The organism is Bartonella massiliensis, assembly GCF_902150025.1.
GTDB lineage: Bacteria > Pseudomonadota > Alphaproteobacteria > Rhizobiales > Rhizobiaceae > Bartonella > Bartonella massiliensis.
In genome coordinates this window covers 38,869-65,011 of sequence record NZ_CABFVS010000015.1, presented here as the reverse complement: position 1 = coordinate 65,011, position 26,143 = coordinate 38,869, and the positions used below count along the sequence as shown (strand labels likewise).

19 protein-coding genes and 1 pseudogene are annotated in these 26,143 nt (G+C 37.5%); 8 read left to right on the top strand and 12 right to left on the bottom strand.

Features of this window, described 5'->3' with window-relative positions:
* Positions 1–825 precede the first annotated feature (825 nt).
* The 4 genes from FNZ60_RS03950 to FNZ60_RS03935 are packed head-to-tail and all read right to left on the bottom strand — an operon-like array spanning position 826 to position 7,657.
* Positions 826–2,922: a glutamine amidotransferase gene (locus FNZ60_RS03950; RefSeq protein WP_142416400.1), complete on the bottom strand. Its 2,097-nt coding sequence runs from the start codon at positions 2,920–2,922 to the stop codon at positions 826–828.
* The gene (locus FNZ60_RS03945) at positions 2,919–5,717 is read right to left on the bottom strand and encodes a DUF4159 domain-containing protein (protein WP_142416399.1); all 2,799 of its coding nucleotides are present in this window, start codon (positions 5,715–5,717) and stop codon (positions 2,919–2,921) included. The genes FNZ60_RS03950 and FNZ60_RS03945 overlap by 4 nt, the downstream gene beginning before the upstream one ends.
* Complete coding sequence (locus FNZ60_RS03940; protein ID WP_142416398.1) at positions 5,714–6,625, bottom strand: DUF58 domain-containing protein; 912 nt, start codon at positions 6,623–6,625, stop codon at positions 5,714–5,716. Before FNZ60_RS03940 ends, FNZ60_RS03945 begins: the two co-directional genes overlap by 4 nt.
* Positions 6,626–7,657, bottom strand: coding sequence for an AAA family ATPase (locus FNZ60_RS03935; RefSeq protein ID WP_142416397.1), 1,032 nt, complete (start codon positions 7,655–7,657; stop codon positions 6,626–6,628).
* Between the two features lie 247 nt (positions 7,658–7,904).
* Between FNZ60_RS03935 and FNZ60_RS03930 the strand changes: the two genes are divergently transcribed.
* On the top strand, positions 7,905–9,155 hold the full coding sequence (locus FNZ60_RS03930; protein ID WP_142416396.1) for a CCA tRNA nucleotidyltransferase: 1,251 nt from the start codon (positions 7,905–7,907) through the stop codon (positions 9,153–9,155).
* Positions 9,156–9,884: 729 nt separating this feature from the next.
* On the opposite strand, the gene FNZ60_RS03925 is transcribed toward FNZ60_RS03930, so the two are convergent.
* Complete coding sequence (locus tag FNZ60_RS03925) at positions 9,885–10,361, bottom strand: tRNA (cytidine(34)-2'-O)-methyltransferase (protein WP_142416395.1); 477 nt, start codon at positions 10,359–10,361, stop codon at positions 9,885–9,887.
* 1,042 nt (positions 10,362–11,403) lie between these two features.
* Between FNZ60_RS03925 and petA the strand changes: the two genes are divergently transcribed.
* The 4 genes from petA to FNZ60_RS03905 all read left to right on the top strand — a co-directional run bounded on the left by petA (position 11,404) and on the right by FNZ60_RS03905 (position 14,671).
* Positions 11,404–11,952 (top strand): ubiquinol-cytochrome c reductase iron-sulfur subunit, encoded by a 549-nt coding sequence (petA, locus tag FNZ60_RS03920; protein WP_142416394.1) that lies wholly within the window; start codon positions 11,404–11,406, stop codon positions 11,950–11,952.
* 4 nt (positions 11,953–11,956) lie between these two features.
* Entirely contained in the window at positions 11,957–13,213 is a 1,257-nt protein-coding gene (locus FNZ60_RS03915) for a cytochrome b (protein WP_142416393.1), read from the top strand.
* A complete protein-coding gene (locus FNZ60_RS03910) occupies positions 13,207–14,097 on the top strand; it encodes a cytochrome c1 (RefSeq protein ID WP_142416392.1) in 891 nt (296 codons plus the stop codon). Before FNZ60_RS03915 ends, FNZ60_RS03910 begins: the two co-directional genes overlap by 7 nt.
* A gap of 133 nt (positions 14,098–14,230) precedes the next feature.
* Positions 14,231–14,671: a PRC-barrel domain-containing protein gene (locus FNZ60_RS03905; protein WP_142416391.1), complete on the top strand. Its 441-nt coding sequence runs from the start codon at positions 14,231–14,233 to the stop codon at positions 14,669–14,671.
* A gap of 177 nt (positions 14,672–14,848) precedes the next feature.
* Here the strand turns inward: FNZ60_RS03905 and ychF are convergent, their stop codons facing one another.
* The gene (gene ychF, locus FNZ60_RS03900; protein ID WP_142416390.1) at positions 14,849–15,952 is read right to left on the bottom strand and encodes a redox-regulated ATPase YchF; all 1,104 of its coding nucleotides are present in this window, start codon (positions 15,950–15,952) and stop codon (positions 14,849–14,851) included.
* A 254-nt stretch (positions 15,953–16,206) separates the two neighbouring features.
* Here ychF and FNZ60_RS03895 point away from each other — a divergent pair, with 254 nt between their 5' ends.
* Positions 16,207–16,953: a L,D-transpeptidase gene (locus tag FNZ60_RS03895; protein ID WP_142416389.1), complete on the top strand. Its 747-nt coding sequence runs from the start codon at positions 16,207–16,209 to the stop codon at positions 16,951–16,953.
* Between the two features lie 390 nt (positions 16,954–17,343).
* Here the strand turns inward: FNZ60_RS03895 and pth are convergent, their stop codons facing one another.
* Together pth and FNZ60_RS03885 are read right to left on the bottom strand one after the other, a co-directional pair.
* Complete coding sequence (pth, locus tag FNZ60_RS03890; RefSeq protein WP_142416388.1) at positions 17,344–17,925, bottom strand: aminoacyl-tRNA hydrolase; 582 nt, start codon at positions 17,923–17,925, stop codon at positions 17,344–17,346.
* A 76-nt stretch (positions 17,926–18,001) separates the two neighbouring features.
* Positions 18,002–18,631 carry a 50S ribosomal protein L25/general stress protein Ctc gene (locus FNZ60_RS03885; RefSeq protein ID WP_142416387.1) on the bottom strand — a complete coding sequence of 210 codons (630 nt, stop codon included), beginning with the start codon at positions 18,629–18,631 and terminating at the stop codon, positions 18,002–18,004.
* A 287-nt stretch (positions 18,632–18,918) separates the two neighbouring features.
* On the opposite strand from FNZ60_RS03885, the gene FNZ60_RS03880 reads away from it, so the two are divergent.
* Positions 18,919–20,424 carry a helicase HerA domain-containing protein gene (locus FNZ60_RS03880; protein ID WP_142416386.1) on the top strand — a complete coding sequence of 502 codons (1,506 nt, stop codon included), beginning with the start codon at positions 18,919–18,921 and terminating at the stop codon, positions 20,422–20,424.
* Here FNZ60_RS03880 and FNZ60_RS03875 read toward each other — a convergent pair.
* From FNZ60_RS03875 to lgt, 4 genes and pseudogenes are all read right to left on the bottom strand, one after another.
* A complete protein-coding gene (locus tag FNZ60_RS03875; RefSeq protein WP_142416385.1) occupies positions 20,421–21,353 on the bottom strand; it encodes a ribose-phosphate pyrophosphokinase in 933 nt (310 codons plus the stop codon). The two genes, FNZ60_RS03880 and FNZ60_RS03875, sit on opposite strands and share 4 nt — an antisense overlap.
* Before the next feature lie 1,332 nt (positions 21,354–22,685).
* Entirely contained in the window at positions 22,686–23,468 is a 783-nt protein-coding gene (pgeF, locus tag FNZ60_RS03870) for a peptidoglycan editing factor PgeF (RefSeq protein ID WP_142416384.1), read from the bottom strand.
* 94 nt (positions 23,469–23,562) lie between these two features.
* Positions 23,563–24,641 (bottom strand): annotated as a pseudogene (locus FNZ60_RS03865) (class I SAM-dependent methyltransferase).
* Positions 24,616–25,494 carry a prolipoprotein diacylglyceryl transferase gene (lgt, locus tag FNZ60_RS03860; RefSeq protein ID WP_142416383.1) on the bottom strand — a complete coding sequence of 293 codons (879 nt, stop codon included), beginning with the start codon at positions 25,492–25,494 and terminating at the stop codon, positions 24,616–24,618. The pseudogene FNZ60_RS03865 and the gene lgt overlap by 26 nt, the downstream one beginning before the upstream one ends.
* 271 nt (positions 25,495–25,765) lie before the next feature.
* On the opposite strand from lgt, the gene FNZ60_RS03855 reads away from it, so the two are divergent.
* Entirely contained in the window at positions 25,766–26,035 is a 270-nt protein-coding gene (locus tag FNZ60_RS03855; protein WP_142416382.1) for an accessory factor UbiK family protein, read from the top strand.
* The last annotated feature ends 108 nt before the right edge of the window (positions 26,036–26,143 follow it).

Below are 26,143 nucleotides of genomic sequence, written 5' to 3'. Positions count from 1 at the left end.
TGTATTTATCAGAGTTTTTTACGGTTTTGCGCTGTTATATATTGCTTTTCATGGGTAAATATTTTTCACGCACAATAGAACGCCCTAAGCAGAATATTCCAAATAAAATATCATTATGTTGTACATTCACATATTTGTTTTAAAGAAATATTTCCCAGTGTGCTTGATTTCTTTTCATGAAAGCTCTTCAATGCTATGAAAAACTGTTTATAAGGCTTATTCATGCACTACCATTTTGTACCATAGACAAAATATTGATTTATAATGATAATTTATCGTTATTCATATTGAATTGAGAGTCCCGAATATCGCAAGATTCTCTCATTTCAAATCTCTCTATCTTGAATCAATCAAAATCACTTGCTTGTACGTTACAAGCAGGGTTGGTGTGTGGATAAAATTTGTATAATAAAAATGGCTCACCGTCTTAAGTGCCAAGATCTATCACAATACTCAAAGGCTGGCACAAGTGTGTGATGGCGCCAGCTTGTTACACCATATATAAGGTGTTCACCAAAATCCTGACATTGTTTCATCTTAAATTTATCAAAATTTTTGCTTTAAGAGGACGAATAAGAGAATATTTCATTCTATTTTTCAATGGTTTTTGTCCATATAGCACTCCTTCTAATGATGTAAAAAAGAATGATTTTTATTAATTTAATGTGGATTATAAATTAAGAAAAATTCTATAGGGAATAATATCTCAATATGAGATAAGGATAATGATCATTAAAAAGCAATAACTTACTTAATAAAAAACAAGTAAATATACAGAAAAAATAAGCTTAATTTTTAAATTATTCTACGAAATTTCAAGACTTTTTAACGACCTTCACGATACCACATGCTGCTCAACAGTAATAGGCAGGCAAGCAGTGCAAAAAAACCAGAAAATATCGAAAAATAAAAGGTATTGATTAAGCGAGTTTCTGTTGCTTCTTTCAGAATAATTGAATGCGCAGGAGAAGATAAAGGGGTTGTTTGTGATTGAATGAGCTTGAGTGGAGGAAGATAAATGTTTTCTTTCCCCTCAAGGTGTAAACGTCCAATGTAACCACCGGTGTGCTTAACAATGGGAGTTAGTTTTTCTTGTGTTGAAATTAAGTCAAACAATTCAAGATTATCTTGCATCCCTACAGAAGAAAGTATTGTTAGATGACCATTTTTAATGGTAAAAATTCCTGTTTCATCAGTGGCTACAGTTACACTGAAGAGACCTTCTTGCTCTTTAGTAAGGACGACCTTTTGTTTTTTTCCAGAAGGAAAAGTTATTTCAGCAGGTTTGGGTTGATCTTTGAGGGTTTGACGGCGGATTGTTAAATGATGATGGCTACTGATCGCGCTTAATTTTTCTTCTTCAAGTTCTGGTTCTTTCATGAGCCAATGGGCAATTCGGCGATAAAGAGCTGCATAAGGACCTCCGCCTTCAAAACCTCGTGCCCAAAGCCAACTTTCATCAGAAAGCAACATGCCTACACGCCCTTTATCAACATGGGAGAGAAGTAAAAGCGGTTGTTCATCAGCTCCTTTCATGAGAGCAATTCCGTTGTTTATGTTTTGAATAGCAATTTGCCGCAGCCAACGCCCCCACTGAGAAGCTGGAAGGTTAAGTGTTGCAAGATCCCTTGTGACGGGATGGCGTTCACCTTCTTTGGTTAATGCGGGGCGAAAAGGTTTTTCAATAATAGCTCCATTAGGCAATGCCGGTAGAATGCTTATTAGAGGTGTTTTTGCAAGTGAGTTTTTTTGAGTAAACTCAGGTCCTGTTACCATCAACAACGCACCACCCTTTTGTACATATTGGGCAATATAATCATAATAGATTAAGGGCAGCACAGCAGAGTGTTGGTAGCCATCAAGAATAATGAGATCAAAGTTATTAATCTCTTCAACAAAGAGCTTTCTTGTGGGAAAGACCACTAGGGATAATTGGCTTAAGGGCGTATTATCTGCTTTGGTGGGGGGGCGCAAAATAGTAAAGTGAACAAGATCAATATTGGAGTCACCTTTCAAAAGGTCACGCCATGTTCGTTCTCCATTATAAGGGGCGCCTGAAATAAGAAGAACGCGTAAATTTTCTCTGACTCCTTCAATCGTTGTTATGGCGCGGTTATTTTCAAAACTTAATTCACCTTTGTAAGGTTCAGTGGTTGCTTGGATAATATTTTTTTCAGCATGAGGAAGAGTAATTTCAGTTTGAAAAATGATGCCAGGAGTCGCAGAATAATGGCCAACTTCTTGTCCATTGACGCTGAGTATAATATTGGCTTTCTGTGGTATTGTTTTTTGAGCCGCTCCTTTATCTTCTACCAAAATGGAGAGTCTTTGTGGTTTGTTGACAAGGGCAAAGCGTGGAGGAGAAATAAACTTAATTTGACGATCAAATTCATCTGAGCATCCTGTGATTAGGGCATTGAAAGGTGCTTCATGATGAAGATCTGATAGGTTAGGAATGTCATGCACTTGTCCATCAGTGACAAGAATGGTTCCTGCATAATGAGAGGGGGGGACATCAGAGAGTGCTTGTGTTAAAGCATCAAACAAATTCGTTGAGGGGGCATATTGATGATCAGCAAGTTTTCCAGCTTCAATAAAACGTGGTTCAAATTGTGGATAACGCGCTAGTATTTCGATTAATCGCACGCGCGCTTCATCCGTATCGTTTGTGCGTGTTCCCAATGTTTGACTTTTGCTGCGGTCAATGACAATCCCTACCGTGCTTTTCAGCGGTTCGCGCTGTTCTTTGATAATCATTGGATTGAGCAAAGCAAGAATGAGGCAACTCAATGCCATTAGACGCAACAAAGACCCTTGACGCTTTGTAACAAGACCAACAACGACAAAAAGAATGGATATTCCGCTTAAGAGTAGAATCCAAAAGAGAGGTAAAAAAGGCTGAAAAGTTAAAAATGGTATCATTGCCTTCTTTCTCTTTTAAAGCGTTCCAGAAGCGCTGGAACATGAACTTGGTCCGCTTTATAATTTCCAGTAAGGACATAAAGGACAATATTTAAGCCTGCACGAAATGCCCATAGACGTTGCATCGGATCATTGGGAACAAGGGGATATTTCCATGTTCCTTTTTCATCAAGTGCCCAAGCACCGGCAAAGTTATTTGCGGTAATGAGAAGGGAACTTACATTGTCGCCAGAGCTAAGAGAATTTTTATCTTTTTTGTTTGCTGATGAGGATTCAACCCATAAAGGAGAACCACGGTAGAGACCAGGAAAATCTGGCATAATATAAAAAGAACGTGCAACAACATGATCTTTTGAGGCAGGTTCAATGGAGGGAATATTTAACCCTTTTAAAATAGTTCGTAACCTTTGTGTTTCTGGAGTGGTATCTCCTTCAAGATTAAGATTGCTATTCATTTGATCGCGTGTATCAAATAAAATTGTTCCTCCATGTTTCATAAAGTTATTTATTTTTTCAAGCGCTTTAGGAGTTGGTATAGGACTCTTAGCATCAATTGGCCAGTAAATAAGGGGATAAAAGGAAAGTTCATCTTTATCGAGATCAAGTGCTATAACAGAGCCGGGAATAAGCATTGTGCGCTCTGCGATAAATTGGCTTAAGGTTTCTAGACCACGTTTACTCGTTGTATCAATTTCATGATTGTTGGTTATAACGTAGGCAAGATGTGTTGTACCAGCGGCTTGCACACTATCATGATGATTTTCTGTCATTTGTGCATGCAGAGTCGGATCATATGAAAACAAGATAATAAAAATGATGAGAGGAAGGAGAAACAGATTACGTTGTTTGCTGAAAGAAAAAATACCTCCCATCCATAAAATGAGAAAATTATCAAAGGCGAATAATAAGAGAGCTAATCCTAAAAGGGGACCGGTAAGATTTTTTTCTTTTGTATCGTAAGATAAAGGGCTCTTGTTAAGAGAAGTTGGCAATGATGATTGTGTCACAAAGCGCGATGAATGATTTAAGAGATTGAGCGCATAAAAATTATTTTTGACACCATAAAGTCCTGGGGGAGTCTGATAGGAAGGATGGGGTGGACTTTGAGCATCAAGGACTAATGGAATAACATCAGAGGGCGGTACTTGTAGTTGTCCGTCAGCGGCTATGGTTCGCCAAGGGTTTTGTACCGTTGTACTTTTTTCTCGATATGCTGAAGTTGTGTTTTCAAAAGACCCTAATGTGATTAGTTTTTGCAACATTTGTGCAAAAAAGCCAGAAAGAGGAAGATTAGACCATGTAGGATCAGGAGCAATATGAATGAGAATGATGGTTCCTTTACCACGCTTTGCTGCGGTAATAAGAGGAGTTCCATCCGAAAGGCTAAGCCACGTTTTTTCAAAAAGATTTGGGGTTGGTTCTGCGAGGATTTGACGCGAGACAGTAACATCTTCTGGAAAAGGAAGATCAGAGAAAAAACTATTTTTTGCAAAAGGGGCAAGTTTTTGCGGTTTTGTCCAAGACATAATACTTCCAAGGGAACGTTGACCTTGACGCAGCGGCACCGGAAGAAGACTATCGTAATGTTCTGCGCTACTGAGTTTTTCTCCTGCAAAGCGGATGAGTGTTCCTCCTTTATTCACAAAATCAGAAAGCTTTTTTTCTGCTTTTTCAGGGATATTAACCATGTCACCCATAATGAAAACAGATGGATTTTGTTTAAGCAAATGATCAATATCCGTTGAAAGCTCTCTTCCACCGGCTGTGATAAGCTGTGTATGACCTTGTAAGGCTTTGATGATGTAATAAAATGGAGCCAGTAAAGGTTGTGCCATTTCATTGGTATCGGGGGAGAGAAGAGCAACACGGCTTATTCTGCTATGGCTGTCTACTAAAAAGGTTGCAGCAGCATGGTTTTGGTTATTGATTTTTATCCAAGCAATATCATTGCGTAGTTCAAGGGGGACATCAAAAGGAACAAGTGCTGTTGTTTCACCTTCAGAGAAATTTTTCGTAAATTGACCGAGCAGTTGATTATTTGAATCGTAAAGGCTGAGTGTAGCGGGTGTTGTGCCATGTGTTGTTGAGCGGATAATACGCGCGACCATATTTCCATTGTTATTTTCTATGGATGTTATGCCAACTAAATCGGAAATGTCAGCCAAATACCATAAGAACTTTCCAAGTTTTAACTTTTCAAGCAGAGCAAAAGTTTGTTCATCTTCATTTGTTTGTAATCCATCACTTAAATAAACAATATCAAGAGGTTTTCCTTGGGTTATTTCCTTGAGTTTTTTGAAGGCATGCACACGGTTGACAGGCCAAGGGCGTGGTTGCAAATGCATTAAATGCTGTTTTATCATCTTCGCTGGTTGGGGCTCTATATTGGAGATATCATGTTCAGCTGTTGCAACAAGATAAATATTTTTTTGCTGTTTTTCTGCTTGTGCAAGGAGCGTTTCAGCGATAGAGATGCGTTTTTTCCATTCTTTTACAGATGCCCAACCATTATCAATAATGAGTGCAAGGGATTGAGATTCAGAAAAGTTTATTGGTTTTTGATTCCAAGTAGGGCGGGACAAAGCTATGATAACAAGTGCCACTATGATTAAACGCAACAAGAGTAACCACCAAGGCGTATGTTTTGCTGTTTCTTGCTGATGCGTAGGTTTAGGTAGGAAACGTAGAGGAGGAAAAAGCTCTTTACGCGCAGATGGAGGGGTTATCCGCAACAGCCACCAAATGACCGGTAGAAACAAGAGCCCTAATAACAGAAAAGGAGCGGCAAAACTCAAAGTGCCCTCCTTTTTTGCAAGGGAAAGTTACCCATTGTATTTGCAAGATGCAAAATGGTTTCTGTTAAAGGTTGATCTGTTGTACTAACGTGATAAGACCACCCTTGGCGCGCGCAAAAATTTGCTAATTCTTGTCGCCGTGCTTGATATAGCTTACAATAGTTTTTACGAATATTTTCTGCTTTTCCAAAAGTGAGTTTTTCTTTCGTTTCAGGATCAAAAAATTCTGTACGACCTGCATAGGGAAAGTTTTCTTCTGCAGGATCAGCAATTTCAATTAAATGAGCTGTCACTTGTTTTGTAGATAAAGGAATTAAATGTTGGATGATTTTTTCAGGATGGTCGAGAAAATCACTCATTATAATGGTATGTGAAAAGCGTGTAATTGTTGAAAAATTTGGAAATGAATTTTCATCTGAATGATTTTCTAAAGCAAATGCTATTCGTTCTACGACATTAGATGTCATTGTGGGAGGCATCAAATTGGGAATAGCAATATATTCGCCACTGCGTGCAAGAAGTGATGCCAAGGCAAGGGTAAGAATAATGGCATGATTACCTTTAGAGATTTTAGAAAAACGCGAACAGTAATGCATTGATGGGCTCTGATCGGGCCAAAGCCAAACGGTTTGTGTCATTTGCCATTCGTGTTCACGCAGATACGTATTTTCATCACGGGCAGAGCGACGCCAATCAATGCGGGTAATGGATTCTCCTTCCATATAAGGACGAAATTGCCAAAAATTTTCCCCATTACCACGTTTACGTTGTCCATGCCATCCGGTTATCAGTGTATTAGCGATATGACGCGCTTGTAACAAGAAATATGGCATTTTGCCAATATCCTTATGCAGTTCTTTTGCCAGCGACAATGGAGGTTTTTGTAAAACTTTTTTGCCAATAGCCATTTAAAGAGCATCTTTCACAAGCTTATTGATAATATCTCTGATGGTTATATCTTCAGCACGGGCAGAAAAATTAAGAGCCATACGGTGTTGTAAGACAGGATAGGCCAATGCTTCAACATCATCAAGTGAGGGAGCTAAACGCCCATAATAAAGAGCACGGGCACGAACACAAAGTGAAAGAGCTTGTGATGCGCGTGGACCAGGTCCCCAAGAAACATAAGTATTGGCGAGGTTATTGTCTTTATGGGGGCGGGCTGAGCGGACAATTTTTAAAATAGCCTCGACCACATTTTCTGAAAGAGGTATTTTGCGAACAATATTTTGAATTTTTTGCAATTTTTGGGCGGATAAAATTGCTTTTGCATTTGATTTTTTTTCTTTTGTTGTTTCTAAAATGATCCGCCGCTCTGTTGTAAGATCAGGATAGTCAATATCAATTTGCATCAAAAAGCGATCCAGTTGTGCTTCAGGAAGTGGGTAGGTTCCTTCCTGTTCAAGAGGATTTTGCGTTGCAAGAACATGAAACGGTTGCGGCAAGTCATAACGCGTACCTGCAACGGTTACATGATATTCTTGCATAGCTTGTAGAAGGGCTGATTGTGTGCGTGGAGAGGCACGATTGATTTCATCAGCCATGAGAAGTTGTGTAAAAATAGGACCTTGAACGTAGCGAAAAGAACGTTTTCCTTCTTTATCGGCATCCATAATTTCAGAACCAATAATGTCCGATGGCATTAAGTCAGGGGTAAACTGGATGCGTTTTTCATTAAGCCCTAAGACGGTTCCCAATGTTTCAACAAGACGTGTTTTAGCAAGTCCTGGAGCACCGACAAGAAGAGCATGACCACCAGCAAAAAGTGCAATTAAGGCATATTCGATGATATGACTTTGCCCAAAAATAACTTTATCAATTTCTTGTTGTAGAATATCCAATTCTTTGTGTGCTGTATCAATATCCCCAATAATGATTTGAGCATCATGATTGGTATTGACCTTTTTTACAGAATTAGATGATCGATTACAGTGACTCATATTTCTTCCTTAAGGAGTTTGGCGCAAAATGGTAATTTTCTCTGTATGATAATGGATATTTTATTGTTTGTAACAGAAAATGAGAAGAAAAGAAGCATCATATGTCGTTTTTTTTTCATATTTATCTATAAAGGGAAAAGTTTTTTTGGAGGAAAGAGACATGTTTTATAAGGGATGTCTTAAAAAATTTGTTTTATGAAGAGAATTTTTTAAAGCAAGGGAAACAACTTTTTTGAAAGGTTAAAGGGTGAATATAAGGCAGAACTTCAAACAGGTTGCGTGGTTACAACAAAGTGATATTCAAACACTTCTTCGTGTTCTATCTTTAGAGGGGGAAGAAGCGCGTATTGTAGGCGGAGCTGTGCGCAATCAACTGCTAGGGCAGCCTATTAATGATATTGATATTGCGACAACCTGCTTGCCGCAACAAGTTATTACGCGTGTAGAAGAAGCAGGATTTAAAGCTATTCCTACGGGGATTGCTTTTGGTACCATAACAGTGGTTACGCATTCATGTTCTTATGAGGTCACAACGCTTCGCAGTGATATTGAAACAGATGGTCGTCATGCAAAAGTAGCCTTTGGTCGTGATTGGAAAAAAGATGCTGAACGGCGGGATTTTACGATCAATGCCCTTTATTGTGATGCGGAGGGCAACCTTTATGATGATGTGGGAGGTTTGAGTGATATTGAAAGCCGAACAGTTCGTTTTATCGGTGTTGCAGAAAATCGTATTAGTGAAGATTATTTACGTATTTTACGGTTTTTTCGCTTTTTTGCGTGGTATGGAGCAGGGCGACCTGAAGGGCAAGGATTGAAGGCATGTGTTCGTTTAAAACACGGTTTAAAAAAACTTTCTTCTGAGCGTATTTGGGCAGAAATGAAAAAGCTTCTGTTGGCTTGTGACCCAACACGTGCTCTTTTATGGATGCGACAAAGCAAAATTTTGTCACTCATTTTTCCTGAAACAGAAAAATGGGGCATTGATGCAATTCACACATTGGTAAGAACAGAACAGATGCTTGGTTGGAAAGTTGATCCATTTTTAAGGCTAGAAAGTCTTCTTCCTCCTGATCCTATACGTCTTCATGAAATGGCACAGCGCTTGCGTTTTTCCCATAAGGAAACAATACGGTTAAAGGAATGGGCAGAATTAGAAATAATAAGCCCAAACTGTTCTGATCATTTTCTGCAAAAACTGCTTTATTTTCATGGGAAACAGCCGGTTTTAGATCAATTATCTTTGTCTGTCTCAGCATCACATGTCGATACTCTAGAAAAAATGGATACTTTGCAAAAAACAGAAAATTATCTCAAACTTTATCAATTGGCTCAAAAATGGCAGATTCCAACTTTTCCCATTAATGGCAACGATTTAATAAAAAAGGGTTTTTCAAAAGGTGTTCTTTTAGGAAAAAAGCTTAAAGAGCTAGAAACGATATGGGTTGAAAGCGGTTTTTTAATGGATCGTCATGCATTATTAGAAAAAATTGATTGATAATATCATTTGTTTATAAATGTATGAGTTTTTTTATTTTTTAAGTTAACATATTAATTTATAATAATAATTTATCGCTTCTCATGAAAAATAAGAGCGTCGAATATTGTAAGGTTATTTTATAGCCTATTCATATTAAATCAATTACAATTACGGTCTTAATGTGTCATAAGCAGGCAAGTCGTGTGAGGAAAAACGATTATAGGGAGGAAAAATGCCTCTTATGAATCATTTCAAAATAGAGGAAAAACTTTTGAAAGGGCAAAGAGTGTGAAGATGCTGACTTGCATATTTATTGAGCATAGAGAGGAGGATGCTCAATGTTTTTTTATGTACATGGGATATTTATATTATTGATAGGCGTGGTACGAAATGGATGTGATGGATCTAAGAAAAGTTTATTTTAACAAGTGTATGAATGAGCAACACAATGGCGTTTTGTACTTTGTGATAAAGTGACTTTAGTTAAGTTTTTTTCTTATTTTTGCGCATTATAAGCTTATCGCTGTTTATTTTTCAGCACTTGATTATTGGAAAATAGCAGGAGTTATATGCTTTAACTGTTATTTATATGATAGCTTGTAGGCTTTATTCCAAGAATATTATTGAAAAGTATGTGCTTTTAAGATTTATAAAATTTTTGAAAGGTGAATTTTTTCTACTTATTTGAAAACCAGAGTTCATGCATTTTGATCATTCTATTCAAGCTTTGATAGAATGATTATGTTTTTACAGATGATAGTTTCCTTCATAATAACCAATTTGGCGCAGTGCTTCTCCTGTTGTTATGGCTACGCTCATAGCAAGATTGAGAGAGCGTGCCTGTGGTTGCATGGGAATTTTCAATGTGTAATCGGCAGATGCATGAACATAGTCGGGAACGCCAGCTGATTCACGACCAAAAAGTAAAACATCATTTTTTTGATAACCTATCTGTGTATAGGGTGTTTTTGCTTTTGTACTTAAAAGCAAAAGACGGCGGTTAAAGTGTTTCATGGAGCTTATAAAATGTTGCCAATCAATGTGTCGTTCTAAGGAAGCATATTCGAGATAATCCAATCCTGCACGTTTGAGATTACGATCCGACAGATTAAAACCTGCAGGTTCAATAATGTGCACATGTAAACCAAAACAAGCACTAAGACGCAAAATCGTTCCAGTATTACCGGCAATATCAGGTTGGAAAAGAGCGATATGAAGTGTCATGTTCTCTGTAGTATGATTTTTTTTTCGACTTTGTAAAGAAGCACCATAATTTATTCGAAAAATATGTTTGAGAAATACATGTTTTTTATAGTGAGTTTTTATTCATTTTAAATTTCAGGGAAAAGTTATCTAAATGGATTTGTTTGAGATGAGAGAGAATTTTCTATTATGAACTTCCTTTGATTGAGCAATACATAAAATAGATTGGCTTATTATGATGAAAAGTAGGATATTTAAAGAGGTTGGATCATTCATTTTAGTTAAAATCGACAAAAGATGCTTTTTATGTATAAAGAGGAAACAGAAAAAGTACGTATTCTAAAACGAGTTGAATCTGGGAGATGAAGAGATATTATAAGTTTATTTGAAAGAGATAACCAATGAGTTTAAACTTATTGGCTGAGATTAGATCATGATAACATATTTATTTATAATGATAATCTAGCGTTATTTATTTTGAATGAGAGATCCAAATATCGTAGGATTCTCTCATTTCAACCTGTTTATCTTGAGACAATCAATATCACTTGCTTGCACGTCATAAGCGGGGCTGGCGTGGGGGGTAAATACTGTGCAAAAAAAGACTAAAAACGCCATTTCATGAACCCTCTTACAAGTCCAAGGGATGGTCTGAAACACTCAAAGGTTGGCACAAGTGTGTGATGGTGCTGGTTTTCTTCTTCACAAATGTAAAGATGGCGGTGCTCAATAGCTTTATCATTGCACCATAACAAGACAAGTTTTTTAAGAGTGTTTATTTACACGCTCTTTGTGTTTTTATCACGCAAGGGAAGGGTTTTGATTGATTGAACATGAATAGGTTTGAAATAAAAGAAATCAAGGTATTTAGGAATTCTTCTTGCTCTTTAAAATGGCAAATTATCATTATAAAACAGCTTATTGTATAAATCATATAAATGGCATGTTTGTTTGACGGAGATATTTTCATGGGTTAAGGCAACGAAGTAATCTAAGCATTGTACAATAGGAGAGGGTATGATAAAAAAATAGTTTAGAAAAGTATCTCTTTAAAGTTAAGGCAATGGGTGAGCAGACGAGACGGGATTTTCTGTTTTTGGTAACGGCTGTTGCAGGAGCCGTTGGGATGGGGGTGGTTGCGTGGCCTTTTATTCGTCAGTTGCGTCCAGATGAAGCTGTTTTGGCATCCTCTTCCGTTGAGGTTGATCTTTCTGGTATTGAAGAGGGGATGTCGGTGACAGTAAAATGGCGAGGACAGCCTGTTGTTATTCGAAACCGTACGGCAAAAGAAATTGCTGATGCACGCGCTACGAATTTAAGTCTTCTAAAAGATTGTCAAGCTCGCAATCCTAATCTTGAAGGGGAAAAAGAAGCGACAGATTTTGCACGTTCAGCAGGTAAAGGGCGTGAAAATTGGCTTATTGTCATTAACCTTTGTACGCATCTAGGTTGTGTGACACTTGGGCAATCGGGTAAATTTGGAGGGTGGTTGTGTCCGTGTCACGGGTCTGTTTATGATACCGCTGGAAGAGTGCGGTCAGGTCCAGCGAACTATAATTTAGCTATACCACCTTACCAATTTCTTTCTGATACTTTGCTCAAAATAGGATAAGGTTATGACAAGGTTTCCTCCTTATTATCCTAAAAATGCTCTTTCCCGTTGGTTGGATAAGCGTTTGCCTCTTCCGCGTTTTTTTTATAATGCATTGGTGATTTTTCCTGTTCCGCGTAATCTTAATTACTTTTATACATTTGGCGGTATTTTGACCATTATGCTGTTATCACAGCTTTTGACTGGTCTTGTCTTGTCACTACATTATGTTCCAGATATTCATTTGGCTTTTGAAACGGGTGAACGATTTCGACGTGAGGGGCAGTTTGGCTGGCTTTTTCGTCCATGGCATAGTGTAGGCTCTTCGTTTTTTTTTATTGCTGTTTATATCCATTTGGCACGCGGGCTTTATTATGGTTCTTATAAAAATATGCGGGAAATGGTGTGGGTCACAGGAATTTTTATTTATATCATCATGATGGCAATTGCATTTTTTGGTTATGTGCTTGTTTGGGGGATGATGTCTATTTCAGCCGCTTCTGTGATTGCAGGGCTCTTAAAAACGATCCCTTTGGTGGGATCATGGTTGCATGAGACACTCCTTGGTGGTTACGGTGTAGAACAACCAACATTGAATCGTTTTTATGTTTTCCATTATGTTTTATCCTTTGTTTTGCTTCTTTTTGTGGGGCTTCATATTTGGGCAATCCACTGTGTTGGGCAAGGGAATCCAACGGGTCTTGCTGTACAATCAGATAAAGAAACAGTTCCTTTTTCGCCTTATGTGCTGATCAAAGATATTTTTGCCATTACTGTTTTTTTGATCTTTTTTGCTTGGTTTTTGTTTTATATGCCCGATTATATGGGGCAAGCTGAAAATTATAATGTCGCCGATCCTTTAAAGGCACCGCTTCGTGTGGTCCCGGAATGGTATTTCTTACCTTTTTATGCAATGCTGCGTGCGATAACTTTTGATACTGGTATTTTTTCTTCAACTTTTGTAGGTTTTATTCTCTTCATCAGTTCGATTTGTGTTTTAATTTTTGTTCCATGGTTAGATCGCTCTAAAATATGTTCAGCAAGGTATCGGCCTGTTTATAAAATTTTCTTTTGGGTGTTGGTTTTTGATGTCGTTTTTCTTGGTTGGCTGGGATCAAGAGAAATAAGTGACGCAATTCTTTTATGGACGCAATTGGCTACGGTATATTACTTTATATTCTTTTTGGTTATTTTGCCGATTTTGCCAGCATTTGAAAAAACGCCTTCTCTTCCATTGTCAATTATGCAAGATCTAAAACAGAAAAAAAAGAGACTATGGTAAATGTTTTTGTAGGACTGATTATTATCGTTTCTCTGAGCCTTTCTGTTCAGAGTTTAGCGAGTGATGTTTCTGATCGGTTAGATCAAGAAGAGGAAGTTATTTCTTTTCCTTTACAGATTCCTAAAAAACAAGAATGGAGTTTTTCAGGCCCATTTGGGCTTTATGATAAGGCGCAATTGCGGCGTGGATTAAAGGTTTATAAACAAGTTTGTTCTAGCTGCCATGGGCTAAAATATGTGTCTTTTCGTCATTTAAAAGCTCTTAGCTATGATCAAGAACAGATTAAAGCTTTGGCAGCACAATATGAAGTGCGTGATGCTTCTCATCGGGAAGGAAAAATTTTAAAACGTCCCGGGGATGCAACAGATTATTTTCCTTCTCCCTTTTTGCGTGAAGAAGAAGCAAGATTTGTTTTGAATGGTGCTTATCCTCCAGATTTATCATTGATGGCACGTGCACGGGGCGTATCTTTGCCGTTTCCTGCTTTAATTAGCGATGTATTGATTCATTATGATACGGCTGGTCCAGATTATATTACAGCTCTTTTAACAGGATATCAGGAGGCGCCAAAGAAGATAAAAATTGCGGATGGTTATTGGTATAATCCTTATTTTATTGCCAGTAACGCTTTAACTATGGCACCTCCTTTGAGTGATGGTGTAGTTGCTTATGAAGATGGAACCCCAGAAACTGTTGAACATTACGCGCGCGATGTTTCTGCTTTTTTAATGTGGGCAGCCGATCCTCATATGGAAATTCGTAAAAAAACCGGTTTTCGTGTTATTTTATTTTTAATCATTTTTGCAGGACTTGTTTATATTTTAAAAAATCGTATTTGGTATGATTTAGAGAAAGAGTTTGAGAAAGATAAAAAGACAAAATAAAGCAAAAATGATAAAGAAACGGCTCTTGAAAGAATAGAGAATATGAAGAGTATAGAGAGCATAAGGAACAAATTTGTTTATAATGCATTGAGGTTTTATAAAGTAAAAGCAAAGTAAAAACGGAGATGTTAAAATGAAAAAAACTATATGTACTACTCTTATATCAATTTTGATGGTTTCTAGTACTTATGCTCAGTCTTTTGAAGTGCCTTCTAAACCTGAAATGATTTCTTCGACGGGTATTGTACAGGTGGGGATCGATAAGTCTGTGCGTTATGTAACACCTTTAGCAACGGATTTTGTTGCTTCCAGTCTTATAGGCGCCAATGTCTATAATATAGAAGATGAAAATATTGGTGAAGTAAAAGATATTATTTTACGTGAAAATAATATTGCAGGATTTGTAATTGCTGTTGGTGGTTTCCTTGGCATAGGGGAGAGTTATGTGGTCGTTTCTCCAGAAACAATACAGATGACAAATGATTATGGTAAGTGGAAACTTATTACAAATGCAACAAAGGATTCCTTAAAGGATGCTCCAACATTTAAATACGAAGGTCGTTGGACACGCTAATCTTATATTGCCATTTTTTAATAAATAAAGAAGTTGCTATCATCATAATGTGATAGCAACCACTTTTTGTTCAGAAAAACTTTAGGCTGTACAGGAAAATGTTAGGAGTTTTTACAACAGTCTTCTATGAACTTACAACAAAATCTTCAAAATAAACTACTAAGACAGAGTAAAGATTTAAGTATTATGTTTAAATAACATGATGTCGCCATCTTGTACAATGTATTCTTTTCCTTCATCACGGGTTTTGCCTGCTTCTTTTGCACCACTTTCTCCCCCCAAAGCGATATAGTCATTGTAGCTGATGGTTTGGGCACGAATAAAGCCACGCTCAAAATCTGAGTGAATAACGCCAGCGGCTTGGGGAGCTTTTGTACCACGTGTAATTGTCCAGGCTCGTGTTTCCTTAGGTCCGCAGGTGAAGTAAGTGATGAGATCAAGTAAATGGTAACCAGCGCGAATAAGGCGATTTAAACTTGGTTCAAAGAGTCCTAGAGCATCGAGATATTCTGATGCTTCAGCTTCACTCAATTGTGTGATTTCCGCTTCGATAGAAGCAGAAATGATAATGCTTTGCGCATTTTGCTCTGTTGCCATTTTTTCAACGGTTTGGGTAAAGTTATTTCCATGAGAAGCATCATTTTCGTTTACATTGCAAACATAAAGCACAGGCTTGGAAGTTAAAAGATTAAAACTCTTCAGAATGTGGTGTTCATCTAAAGAGATATCTTTGAGTAATAACCGGATAGGATTTCCCTTTTGCAGGATATTTAATGCTTTTTCCATAACGGGTAGAATTGTAAGAGCCTCTTTATCTTTTCCAGTTGCTCGTTTACGGATTTGTACGATTCGTCTCTCAAGACTTTCTAGATCCGCCAGCATGAGTTCAGTTTCAACCGTTGTGGCATCAGAAATAGGATCAATACGTCCTTCTACGTGGGTAATATCTTCGTTTTGAAAACAGCGTAAAACGTGCACAATAGCATCGACTTCGCGAATATTGGCTAAAAATTTGTTCCCTAAACCTTCACCTTTTGAAGCACCTCGTACAAGCCCCGCAATATCAACGAAATTAATCCGTGTAGGAATAATTTCTTTTGAACCAGCGATTGATGCAATTTTTTCCATTCGCAAGTCTGGAACAGCAACTTCACCGGTATTCGGTTCAATGGTGCAAAAAGGATAATTAGCAGCTTGTGCAGTAGCTGTTTTTGTTAATGCATTAAAAAGAGTTGATTTCCCAACATTAGGTAATCCGACAATACCGCATTTAAAGCCCATGAGAGTCTTTCTTTTCTATTGATTTTATGGTCAAGATAAAACTTTGTTCTTATAGCATATTTTCAAAAGAGTTATAGTGTTTGTATTGCGATAAGTGAGAAAAAAGTCTACAGCAATGAATAATTTGCTTTTTTATCCTTTAAAGCTTTTCTTATCTCAAATACTTAAGAAAACTTCAAGTTAATGTTAATAGTGTGCTAAGTTTTTCATGGTAGGAAAATCTACATAAACAATGAATCGGAGAAAATAGAAGAGTGTTATCTCGTTGTGCCTTTTTAATTGCAGCACTTTTAGCTTTGGCTGGATGTGCGACAACACATCAATCAGATATGTTATCGGCTTCTTTTCAACAAGCTCGATACATTCCACCAGAAATACAAGCTTTGTACGGTCCTGTAACCAATGAAACTTATCCGTTACCTGCTGTTGATCTTGCAACAATTAATCCAAAGTTTTGGCGACAAGAAGTGATTTATTATACATCTTATCCTCCTGGAACATTGGTTATCGATACGCAAGAATGTTTTCTTTACCTTATTGGTGAAAATGGAAAAGCTTTACGCTATGGGATTGGAGTGGGTAAAGAAGGCCTAGCATTTGAAGGTGAGGGGGTTGTACAGCGCAAGCGTCGGTGGCCCAATTGGGCTCCTACTGCAGCCATGATGGCGCGAGAACCAGAACGTTATGGTCATTTGGGGAAAGGAATGCCACCAGGACCTGATAATCCATTGGGTGCGCGAGCACTTTATCTTTTCAAAAATGGAAAAGATACACTTTTCCGTATTCATGGCTCACACGAATCTTGGTCAATTGGGCATGCTATTTCAAGTGGGTGTATTCGTTTGCTCAATCAAGATATTATTGATCTTTATGATCGTGTTCCCATTGGTTCGCGTGTCGTGGTCTTGCAAAAAAATGAGAGTACACCTAGAGTTTATAGTCAACAATCAAATGGGTACGATCCACTACAATCAACCATTCAACCAAATGATTTTTATTAATTTTAGAGAGAAGATTGGTGCAAGCTACTTGAGTATTTTGATTTGCCGTTCAATCTTCTCTTTCTTCCAAAAGAGAGAATAAACTTTCCTTTTTCAAAAGATGTATAAGTATCATTGTTCTATTTTTCAGCTTTTCATGTTGTCAAAAGCTTTTTTTTGAGAAGATTCATAAGAGATATTTTCTTTTCAAGAGTTTTTATCAAGGATGTCTTCCAATTTGTAAGATGCAAGTCAATGGTTTTGATTTTTCCATGATTAATAGATTTGCATAATTCTTATGATATTCAAATTTTTTATTCAGATTACAAAACAACTAATTTTTATAAATCAATAGATTATGTGAAATCTATAGAGAGGAGTTGATTTTCTACCGATGAGAGAAATAAGCGATTAGGGTAAGTTCTTGCTTTTTATCGTTTGTGAAACTTCATTCATAAAGAGGGATTGATCATCTTTTATAAGCAGAGCAATATTTTTTGCAATTGCCTCTAAGAGAGGGGATAACCATTCTTGATCAGATTTGGTAAAATTTCCTAAAACATGCTGATGAACAAGTTCTTTTCTTCCAGGATGACCAATTCCTATACGTATCCGACAATAATCAGTGCCACAATGGGCATCAATAGACTTAATACCATTATGCCCATTACTTCCACCTCCGATTTTTACACGAACTTTTCCCGGAGACAGATCTAATTCGTCATAAATAACGATTAAATTCTTCAAATCTAATTTATAAAATCGCAAAGCTTCACCAATAGCTTGACCAGAGTGATTCATGAAAGTTTGCGGTTTTATAAGAAAAATTTTCTCATTATTTATGAAACCATTAGAGATTTCTGCTTGAAACTTTTTAGACCATGGGGAAAAAGGAAAAGATTGATAAATGGCATCGACAGCCATAAAACCGATATTATGGCGGTTATTTTGATATTGTAAACCAGGATTGCCAAGACCCGCAATAAGCCACATGTGTACCTTTGCTCAAAGTATGAGGGAGGGGAATATCTCATAAATGAAGGCGGGAAATATTCCCGCCTGTTGATTTTTATGAAGTTTGTGTATCGTCTTCATCATTTTCTTGTTCAGGAGTTTCATCACTGATCTCCAAGGTAGCAGGAGCTGCAATGGTTGCAATGGTAAAGTCTCGATCTTGGATGATGGGCGTCACATCTTTTGGTAGCTGTACGGCTGAAATGTGAATAGAATCACCAATAGAGTAGCTGGAGAGATCAATTTCAATAGCTTCAGGGATAGCATTTGCTGGAGCAGTACATTCAATTTCGTGCCGAACAATATTGAGGACACCACCCTTTTTAATTCCAGGTGCTGTATCTTCATTAAGGAAGTGAACTGGAATATTGACTTCCACAACCGATTTTGCTGAAATGCGCAAGAAATCGACATGGAGGGGAAAGTCACGCACGGGATCTAATTGATAATCCTTTGGCAAGACCATAATTTTTTGCTTGTCGAGAATAATTGTTGCGACAGTGGTCCGAAAGCCACCGGCGTGAATTTTATAGAAAATTTCTTTATAGGGAACTGTTATTGCCAAAGGTGGCTGTTTTCCACCATAAATGACAGCAGGAATAAGACCGTTGCGGCGAAGTTCACGGGAGGACCCCTTACCAACCCGCTCGCGTTTTTCGGCCTTAAGAGTGTAGCTTTTGCTCATAATTTAAGTCCTTATTTACATGATTGGAGATCCTTCAAAAACAATAATAGTTTTTGCATGGATATGAAGATATGCACTGATAAACAGCGATTGCTCCATTCTGCGTTGCCTCCAAGGGTGTCTACGCAGAAGTTTGTTCTATAATTCAAACTATTCATAGATGCAAGAGTTGTGGGAAAAATCGATGATTTCTACCGTTAAAAAGGAGGAAATGTTACAAATTGCGGTGCGGATGAAGAATCAACCAATAGGCGCTGATATGTTTAAGGTCAAATACTGGAGATGTTATGAAGGTTGAGATTGCCTTGGGTGAGATGTCAGAGAGTCGTGCTTTACATAAATCGATGCCAGCACTTCTTGACTTGGAAGAATTATTGGCGACACGTCTTCTTGTACAAGGAAATTCTGGTTCAGGGAAATCACATCTTTTACGCCGTCTTTTAGAGCAAAGTGCTCAGTGGGTGCAACACTGTGTAATTGATCCAGAAGGTGATTTTGTAACTTTGGCAGATAAATTTGGTCATGTTATTGTAGAGGCTCAACGCAGCGAATTAGAGTTGACGCGTATTGCTCATCGCATTCGGCAACATCGGGTTTCGGTGGTATTTAATCTTGAAGGGTTGGATACTGAACAACAGATGCGTGCTGTGGGGGCTTTCCTTGGAGCACTTTTTGATGTGGAACGTGATTATTGGTATCCTATGCTTGTCGTTGTTGATGAAGCACAATTGTTTGCTCCAACTGCGGCAGGAGAAGTTTCCGATGAAGCACGTAAGATTTCTCTGAGTGCTATGACCAATCTTATGTGTCGAGGGCGTAAACGGGGGCTTGCTGGTGTTATTGCGACACAACGTTTAGCTAAGCTTGCCAAAAATGTTGCTGCTGAAGCTTCAAACTTTTTAATAGGACGGACTTTTTTAGATATTGATATGGTGCGTGCGGCTGATCTTTTGGGAATGGAGCGTCGTCAAGCAGAAATGTTTAGGGATCTTGAGCGGGGACATTTTATTGCTTTAGGTCCTGCTTTATCAAGACGCCCCTTACCCATTATCATTGGTTCGGTTGAAACGTTAGCACGCTCTTCTAGCCCTAAATTAATGCCACTTCCGATAGAACGGGATGATGTAGATGTACAAGAACTCGTTTTTACGGCTTCACCAGAGGAAATTTTAACACCATTTAAACAAACACGAGAGCCGGTGAGAGAAAAATCAATGCACGAGATGTTAGAAGAGGTGGTGCATAAAAAACAAGAAATATTGAAGGAAAACCCAAGCTTATTTCCTGAATTTTCTGATGTTGAGCATAACAGTCAAGCAGAACAAGTTATTCGGGAAATTCTTGAGGACCCTGAGGCTTTTTATCGTTCAACAGCGGTACTTTATCAAGATTTTTCGGTTCGTTGTCGTATCCATGGTATGTCAAAGGTTCCTTTTAATCTTTCACAATTTCGGCGTAAATTAGCGATTGCGCAAGCATTTGTTGATGAACAAACAGCTGTCAGTGAACATTGGAAACATATTTTGCAGATATCAGAAAGTTTGGAAGATGATGTCCAAGGCGTTTTTTTGAATGTAGCACAGGCTGCATTGGGCGGAAAGCCGTGCCCATCTGATGCATTCTTAGCCCATCTTTATGGAACACATTCTTTAAGTCGTGCACGTCGGCTTTTAACCTACTTTGAAGAGCGCGGACTCATTGTTATTCATACGCATTTTAGTGGTCAACGTATTGTTGCATTTCCTAATCTTGGTGTCGAAACAGCACCAGGAGATCCCAAAGAACCACTTTAACCAAATAAACTGGAAACGGATTGTTCTGCTGCTGTTCTGGCGATTGCTTCTCCAATGAGATCGGCAATGGGCAAAACGCGAATATTATGGGCCTTTTCAATGGCCTCTGTTGGCATAATTGAATCGGTAATAACCAACTCTTTCATTTCTGAGTGGGTAATGCGCTCAATAGCACTACCAGAGAGAACGCCGTGCGTGATATAAGCCGTGACACTATTGGCACCGTGTTTAAGCAGAGCGCTTGCTGCATTGCATAAAGTTCCACCTGAATCAACAATATCATCTAGCAAAAGACAATCTTTTCCCGATACGTCTCCAATAATATTCATAACTTCTGATTCACCAGGGCGTTCACGACGTTTATCGACAATAGCAAGCAAGCTGTTTAAGCGCTTGGCGAGCGAGCGAGCGCGAACCACACCACCCACATCCGGTGAAACAACAATAACATTTTCAAGAGAATAGTGTACTTTGACATCGCGAGAAATGACAGGAACAGCATAAAGATTATCCGTAGGGATATCAAAAAAACCTTGAATTTGTCCTGCATGAAGGTCTAATGTTAAAACCCGATGGGCGCCTGCTTGAGTAATTAGATTAGCAACAAGCTTTGCAGAAATGGGAGTCCGTGGTCCAGGCTTTCTATCTTGGCGGGCGTAGCCAAAATAGGGGATAACCGCTGTAATACGACGCGCAGAAGAACGACGAAGGGCATCAATCATGATAAGCAGTTCCATCAAATGATCATTTGCGGGATAAGATGTGGATTGCAAAACAAAAACATCTTGTCCACGGACATTTTCATGTAACTCTACGAAAATTTCTTGATCAGCAAAACGCTTTACAGTTGCTCTTCCTAAGGGAATGTTTAGATAATTTGTAACATCTTCGGCTAGGCGTGGATTAGAATTTCCGCAGAAAAGTTTCATAGTAGAACCTCTGAATAATCATGGTGGGAATGCGACACGGTTTTTACTTTCTTTTTACTAAATTGCAAGAAAACAATTACAAAAGCCTTACAATTTTATTGATGATTATTAAAGAACTATGCGGCGTTCTTTCTCTTTTTCCAAAATTTTTGTTCTTTGGAGAGTTAATTCTTGAAATTGTAACAAAAAAAAGGATATGATTTAATTGGTCCAGGGGGATTTAGAATAGAGAATGATGTATGTATTTTATCTGTTTTGATCATTGAGTAATAAGATTTTTAAAAGAGTTTAGTGACAAAATCCCATTTAAATGCGTATGCTCTTTATATTTTTAAACGAGTCATGTTCATTACATAGATGAATTTTACTTTATAATAAAAAATTATCTCTATGAGTCTTTATACGCTGTTTATTGTAAGGATGTTTTTACCTATGCTTAAAGCATGCCATGTTTATTGATATTTTAAAAATCAAAGTGTCTTTTAGGACTATTTACTGCTAAAGCATGAAGTCAGTGAATATATTTTAATCATCCAATATTCGTTTAAGTTTTTTGTTCTCTAAAAGAATAGCTTTAATACGAGGGTATTTTAATAGAAAAATATCTTTCATGTAAAATAGAACATCCCAAATAAATTGTATTTGTGTGTTTGTTTGAAGGAAAGTTTTGCAATATGTGTCATAAACCCATTTCATTGTGGTGTTTGTGAAGGATATAACGGCAAAGTCAATTGTGAAGAGTTTAAGACCATTTGGCTTCCATCATCTTTATTTACGCAATACCATCATATTCTTTTTTTAATGATTTTTATTTATACCACAACCTTTCTAGCGATGTATAAGAAAATGACTTTTATTGATTTAATATAAAGAGAAACGAGAGAAGTCTCACGATATTTTTCTTTTTATGCAACATATAAAATGACGAATTATAAATCTAATATATGAAATAAATGAAGATACGTAAGAGTTTATCTTTTTTGTTGTAAGTTTCTGAAACGTATATTTAGCTGTGAAAAAGGGGACTGTGAAGATTTTTTATCTTCAAATGCTTATTCAATATTGATTGTTTTTTTTCTAGAGTTATTTATAAAAAAATAGTTTTCATATGCATGATATCTCATGTTCGAGGAAAAAGATGGGCATATCTAAATAATTATTTTGTTAGAAATCATGATAATCAAATAGTGAAAAAAAGGGAGCAATCGTTATAGCGACAGTTTTCGTGTTTTATGAAGCTGATAAGAATTTCATGAAAAAGCCATAGTACAAAAGAACTTACTTCTTATTTTGCTGTTTTGATCTTTTTATGAATGAAAAAATATTTATTTTTTATTGTAACATAATAGCAGAAATTTGCCGTCCATAATCAGGCTCATCGCGGTGTGTTGCACGTCGATAAGAAAAAAAACGCTGTTCATCTTGATAGGTACAAAGCTCTACACAAGAAGCATTAACGCCTGCTTCTTTGAGTTGATTGATAATAAATGCCCACAGATTAAAGTAAAAGTGATCGACTTTTTCTGTTTTTAAAAAATATTTTTGAAATTTGCTATGATACTCCATAAATTGGTTATAAAATTCACCGGTTACTTCATAGTGGCAAGGGCCAATACAAGGTCCCAGCACTGCTGTTATTGATTGCCTTTTAGCGCCTTGTTGTTCCATAACAGCAATTGTTTTCTCGATAATTCCATTTAAACTTCCGCGCCAGCCAGCATGTGTTGCGGCGATGACTCCAGCTTGCGGATCAGCAAATAGAATGGGGCCACAATCTGCTGTAAGAACCCCAATAGCGAGTTTTGGTGTGGTCGTAACAAGAGCATCAGCTTGCGGAAGAACACCGATCATGGCTTGATGAACGACGACAACATTACAGGAATGTATTTGATTAACTGTAACGAGATTTTGTGCCTCAATACCAAAATAATCAGCGATCAAAAGACGATTGTGCACAATATGTACAAGTTGATCATTTGAACTTTTTCCAACATTAAGGCTATGATAAAGATCTTTTGAAACACCCCCTTGGCGTGTAAAAAAACCATGTTTTATTCCATGGAGGTGTAAAGCAGAAAGATTTTTTGCAAGGATAGGATGAAGGATAGGTTTCATAAAAGTTCCTTATGGGGATTATGGGAAGTAAGGGGAGGGGAGATGCTCGTAAAGTTTCAGATAATAATGGATTTATTGCCACAATCGCCAATCATCAAAATTGAGGAGGTATCGATATATTTTTATCACTGACATGTAACACTTTAAAGAGTTTGCCCATTTGATCTGGATCCGTGAGTCGTATAATGTCTTGGCAGATTTTTTCTTGCAAGGGGGCATTTTTATCCATTCCAAGCTGTTTTGCACGTTCTAAAATTCCCATTTTAAAGAGAAAGTCTCCTTGCTCTAAGATTTCAGAAAAACAGCCTTTTTCAAGAGCAATGTTTTTTAAAAAAGAAAAATCAACATGGGATGTTAAATCATGTTCACCAGGGGCATCAAAAACATCGCGAAATTGATGTTTTGAGAGTGCTTGCAAGGTATCGCCAAAAGCAAGTTCACAAGCACCATAGTCGATAAGCAAAGCAGAACCTGTCATTTGCACTAAATGGTGGCTGACTTGTTGCATGAATTGATGTCGTAAGGGGGCATGTTCAAAAATTGTTCCATCAGGAACTTTAGAGCAATGGGTTTGTAAACAAGAAGAGGGAAGCTTATGCGGGGCAGCAATAAAGATAAAATCTCCATCTTGATTAATAGTAATGCAGCGCTCTTTCCATTCTCCATTGACTTTAATATATTGGTTGATGGGGAGTGCATCAAGGAATTCATTCGCAATAAGGAAGAGAGGTTTTAAAGGAATTTGATTAAAGTTTTCAATGTGATTGATTTTTTTTGATAAGAGCTAAGGCGCGCTTTTTGTTCTTTTGCAAGTTGTTGGCTTATTTCGACCAAAAAAATTTCAGCCGCATTAAATGCTGTTGTAGAGAGCTTTTGAATGGTTCGCAAAATGTCATCCATCAAAGTTCCACGTCCTGGACCTATTTCAGCAAGAATAAAAGGCTGAGGACAATTTTGGGCTTTCCAGCTTGCAAGAGTCCAAATGCCAATCATCTCTCCAAATAATTGGCTTATTTCTGGGGCTGTAATGAAATCACCAGCACGCCCAAAAGGTATTTGTGTTTGATAATAACCATATTGAGGGTCGCTAAGTGCTAACATCATATATTGGCTAACGGTGATTGGTCCATTAAGGGCAATAATTTCTTTAATTTTTTCTTTGAGATTGGCCATTTTCTGTCAATTTATATTTAAAGGCATGGCGAAGAAGATAAAATCCTAAAAGAAACATGGGAAGAGATAAAGCCATGCCATAGGTAAAACCAGTAGAATGGAAAAGTGTCGAAAACCATTCTGGATCTTCTTGAGGTGCACGGTAAATTTCAGAAATACTGCGTGCTATTGCGTAGCCTATAATAAATATTCCTGCTACAGTTCCAGGGCGTTTTAATACTTTGAAAACAAAAATCAAAAGACATAAGATGATAAAGAGAAGAAATCCTTCCATGAAGGCTTCGTAAAGTTGGCTTGGATGGCGTGGTAGATAGTAAGGATCAAGAGGAAAACAAACAGCCCAAGGATGTGTGGTCATATTGCCCCATAACTCTTGGTTGATGAAGTTACAGATTCGTACAATGCCGATACCAATAGGAGCCCCTGCAGCAATAATATCAAACATGGATCGTATGTTGATATGATTTTTACGGGCAAACCAGATCATTGCAATGATAATGCCAATGAGTCCGCCATGAAAAGACATTCCCCCATCCCATACGGCGATAATGGCACTGGGATGGTTAAAATAGTAAATGGGATCCCATACAAGGACTTGTCCTAAACGTCCTCCGACAACAACACTTATGGCAGACCAGACAACAAAATCTCCGATCTTCTCTTTATCCATAGGAGGATGATTTTTATGCCATAGAGATGTTTTGTTTAATAATTTTTGTGCATACCACCAAGCAAAAAGAATACCCACGACGTAACCAAGTCCATACCAATGGAGAGCTATGGGCCCTAGCTGAACAATGACAGGATCAAGAAAAGACGGAAAAGCAATGGCAGGACAAGGCAGATTATTCATGGATTAAGCATTTACATTCTACGAGATGAATATGAAGTGACTTTGATGATCAGAAATGACAGATGAATGCATAATGGTCAAGTCAAGAGAGAGACAAGTCAGAAAGGTAAAGAAGTTTCCACTGATTTATCATTGTCAAAAAAAATTCAAACAAAATCGTCATGAAAAGTCCGCACAGCAAAAATAGAGTAAAAGGAACAAATTACAGTATCTAAATGTTATGAGAATACGCTATAATGCGTGTGTCAATAATTATTTAAGGAAGATTTTTATGCGTAATGGATCAAACCGTATTTTTGATGAATTAGCGAAATTAGCAACGGATGCTGCTGACGTTGTGCAAGGTATACGACGTGAAGCTGGAACAGCTTTTCGGGGGCAGGCCGAAAAGATAGCAAACAAACTTGATCTTGTTTCTCGCGAAGAATTTGAAGCCTTTAAGGAGTTAGTGCTGAAAGTTCATGCTGATAATGCTGATTTAAAAAGGCGCCTTGATGATTTGGAAAAAGATGATCTTAAAAAAAACGCGGACACGAAATAAAGCAAAATAGTTTCTTTAAAAAAATATCCCCAATTTTTCAATATGATGCGTGAAACTAAAAAATGCTTAATCTTGAGTCTGTTAGAGGAGAGCATTTGTTTATTTTTG

Bases quoted from the DNA above. Each gene is read 5' to 3' on its own strand.
- FNZ60_RS03950 (WP_142416400.1), bottom strand. From the start codon at position 2,922: ATGATACCATTTTTAACTTTTCAGCCTTTTTTACCTCTCTTTTGGATT.
- FNZ60_RS03940 (WP_142416398.1), bottom strand. From the start codon at position 6,625: ATGGCTATTGGCAAAAAAGTTTTACAAAAACCTCCATTGTCGCTGGCA.
- FNZ60_RS03935 (WP_142416397.1), bottom strand. From the start codon at position 7,657: ATGAGTCACTGTAATCGATCATCTAATTCTGTAAAAAAGGTCAATACC.
- FNZ60_RS03925 (WP_142416395.1), bottom strand. From the start codon at position 10,361: ATGACACTTCATATCGCTCTTTTCCAACCTGATATTGCCGGTAATACT.
- petA (WP_142416394.1), top strand. From the start codon at position 11,404: ATGGGTGAGCAGACGAGACGGGATTTTCTGTTTTTGGTAACGGCTGTT.
- FNZ60_RS03915 (WP_142416393.1), top strand. From the start codon at position 11,957: ATGACAAGGTTTCCTCCTTATTATCCTAAAAATGCTCTTTCCCGTTGG.
- FNZ60_RS03910 (WP_142416392.1), top strand. From the start codon at position 13,207: ATGGTAAATGTTTTTGTAGGACTGATTATTATCGTTTCTCTGAGCCTT.
- FNZ60_RS03905 (WP_142416391.1), top strand. From the start codon at position 14,231: ATGAAAAAAACTATATGTACTACTCTTATATCAATTTTGATGGTTTCT.
- ychF (WP_142416390.1), bottom strand. From the start codon at position 15,952: ATGGGCTTTAAATGCGGTATTGTCGGATTACCTAATGTTGGGAAATCA.
- pth (WP_142416388.1), bottom strand. From the start codon at position 17,925: ATGTGGCTTATTGCGGGTCTTGGCAATCCTGGTTTACAATATCAAAAT.
- FNZ60_RS03885 (WP_142416387.1), bottom strand. From the start codon at position 18,631: ATGAGCAAAAGCTACACTCTTAAGGCCGAAAAACGCGAGCGGGTTGGT.
- FNZ60_RS03880 (WP_142416386.1), top strand. From the start codon at position 18,919: ATGAAGGTTGAGATTGCCTTGGGTGAGATGTCAGAGAGTCGTGCTTTA.
- FNZ60_RS03875 (WP_142416385.1), bottom strand. From the start codon at position 21,353: ATGAAACTTTTCTGCGGAAATTCTAATCCACGCCTAGCCGAAGATGTT.
- pgeF (WP_142416384.1), bottom strand. From the start codon at position 23,468: ATGAAACCTATCCTTCATCCTATCCTTGCAAAAAATCTTTCTGCTTTA.
- lgt (WP_142416383.1), bottom strand. From the start codon at position 25,494: ATGAATAATCTGCCTTGTCCTGCCATTGCTTTTCCGTCTTTTCTTGAT.
- FNZ60_RS03855 (WP_142416382.1), top strand. From the start codon at position 25,766: ATGCGTAATGGATCAAACCGTATTTTTGATGAATTAGCGAAATTAGCA.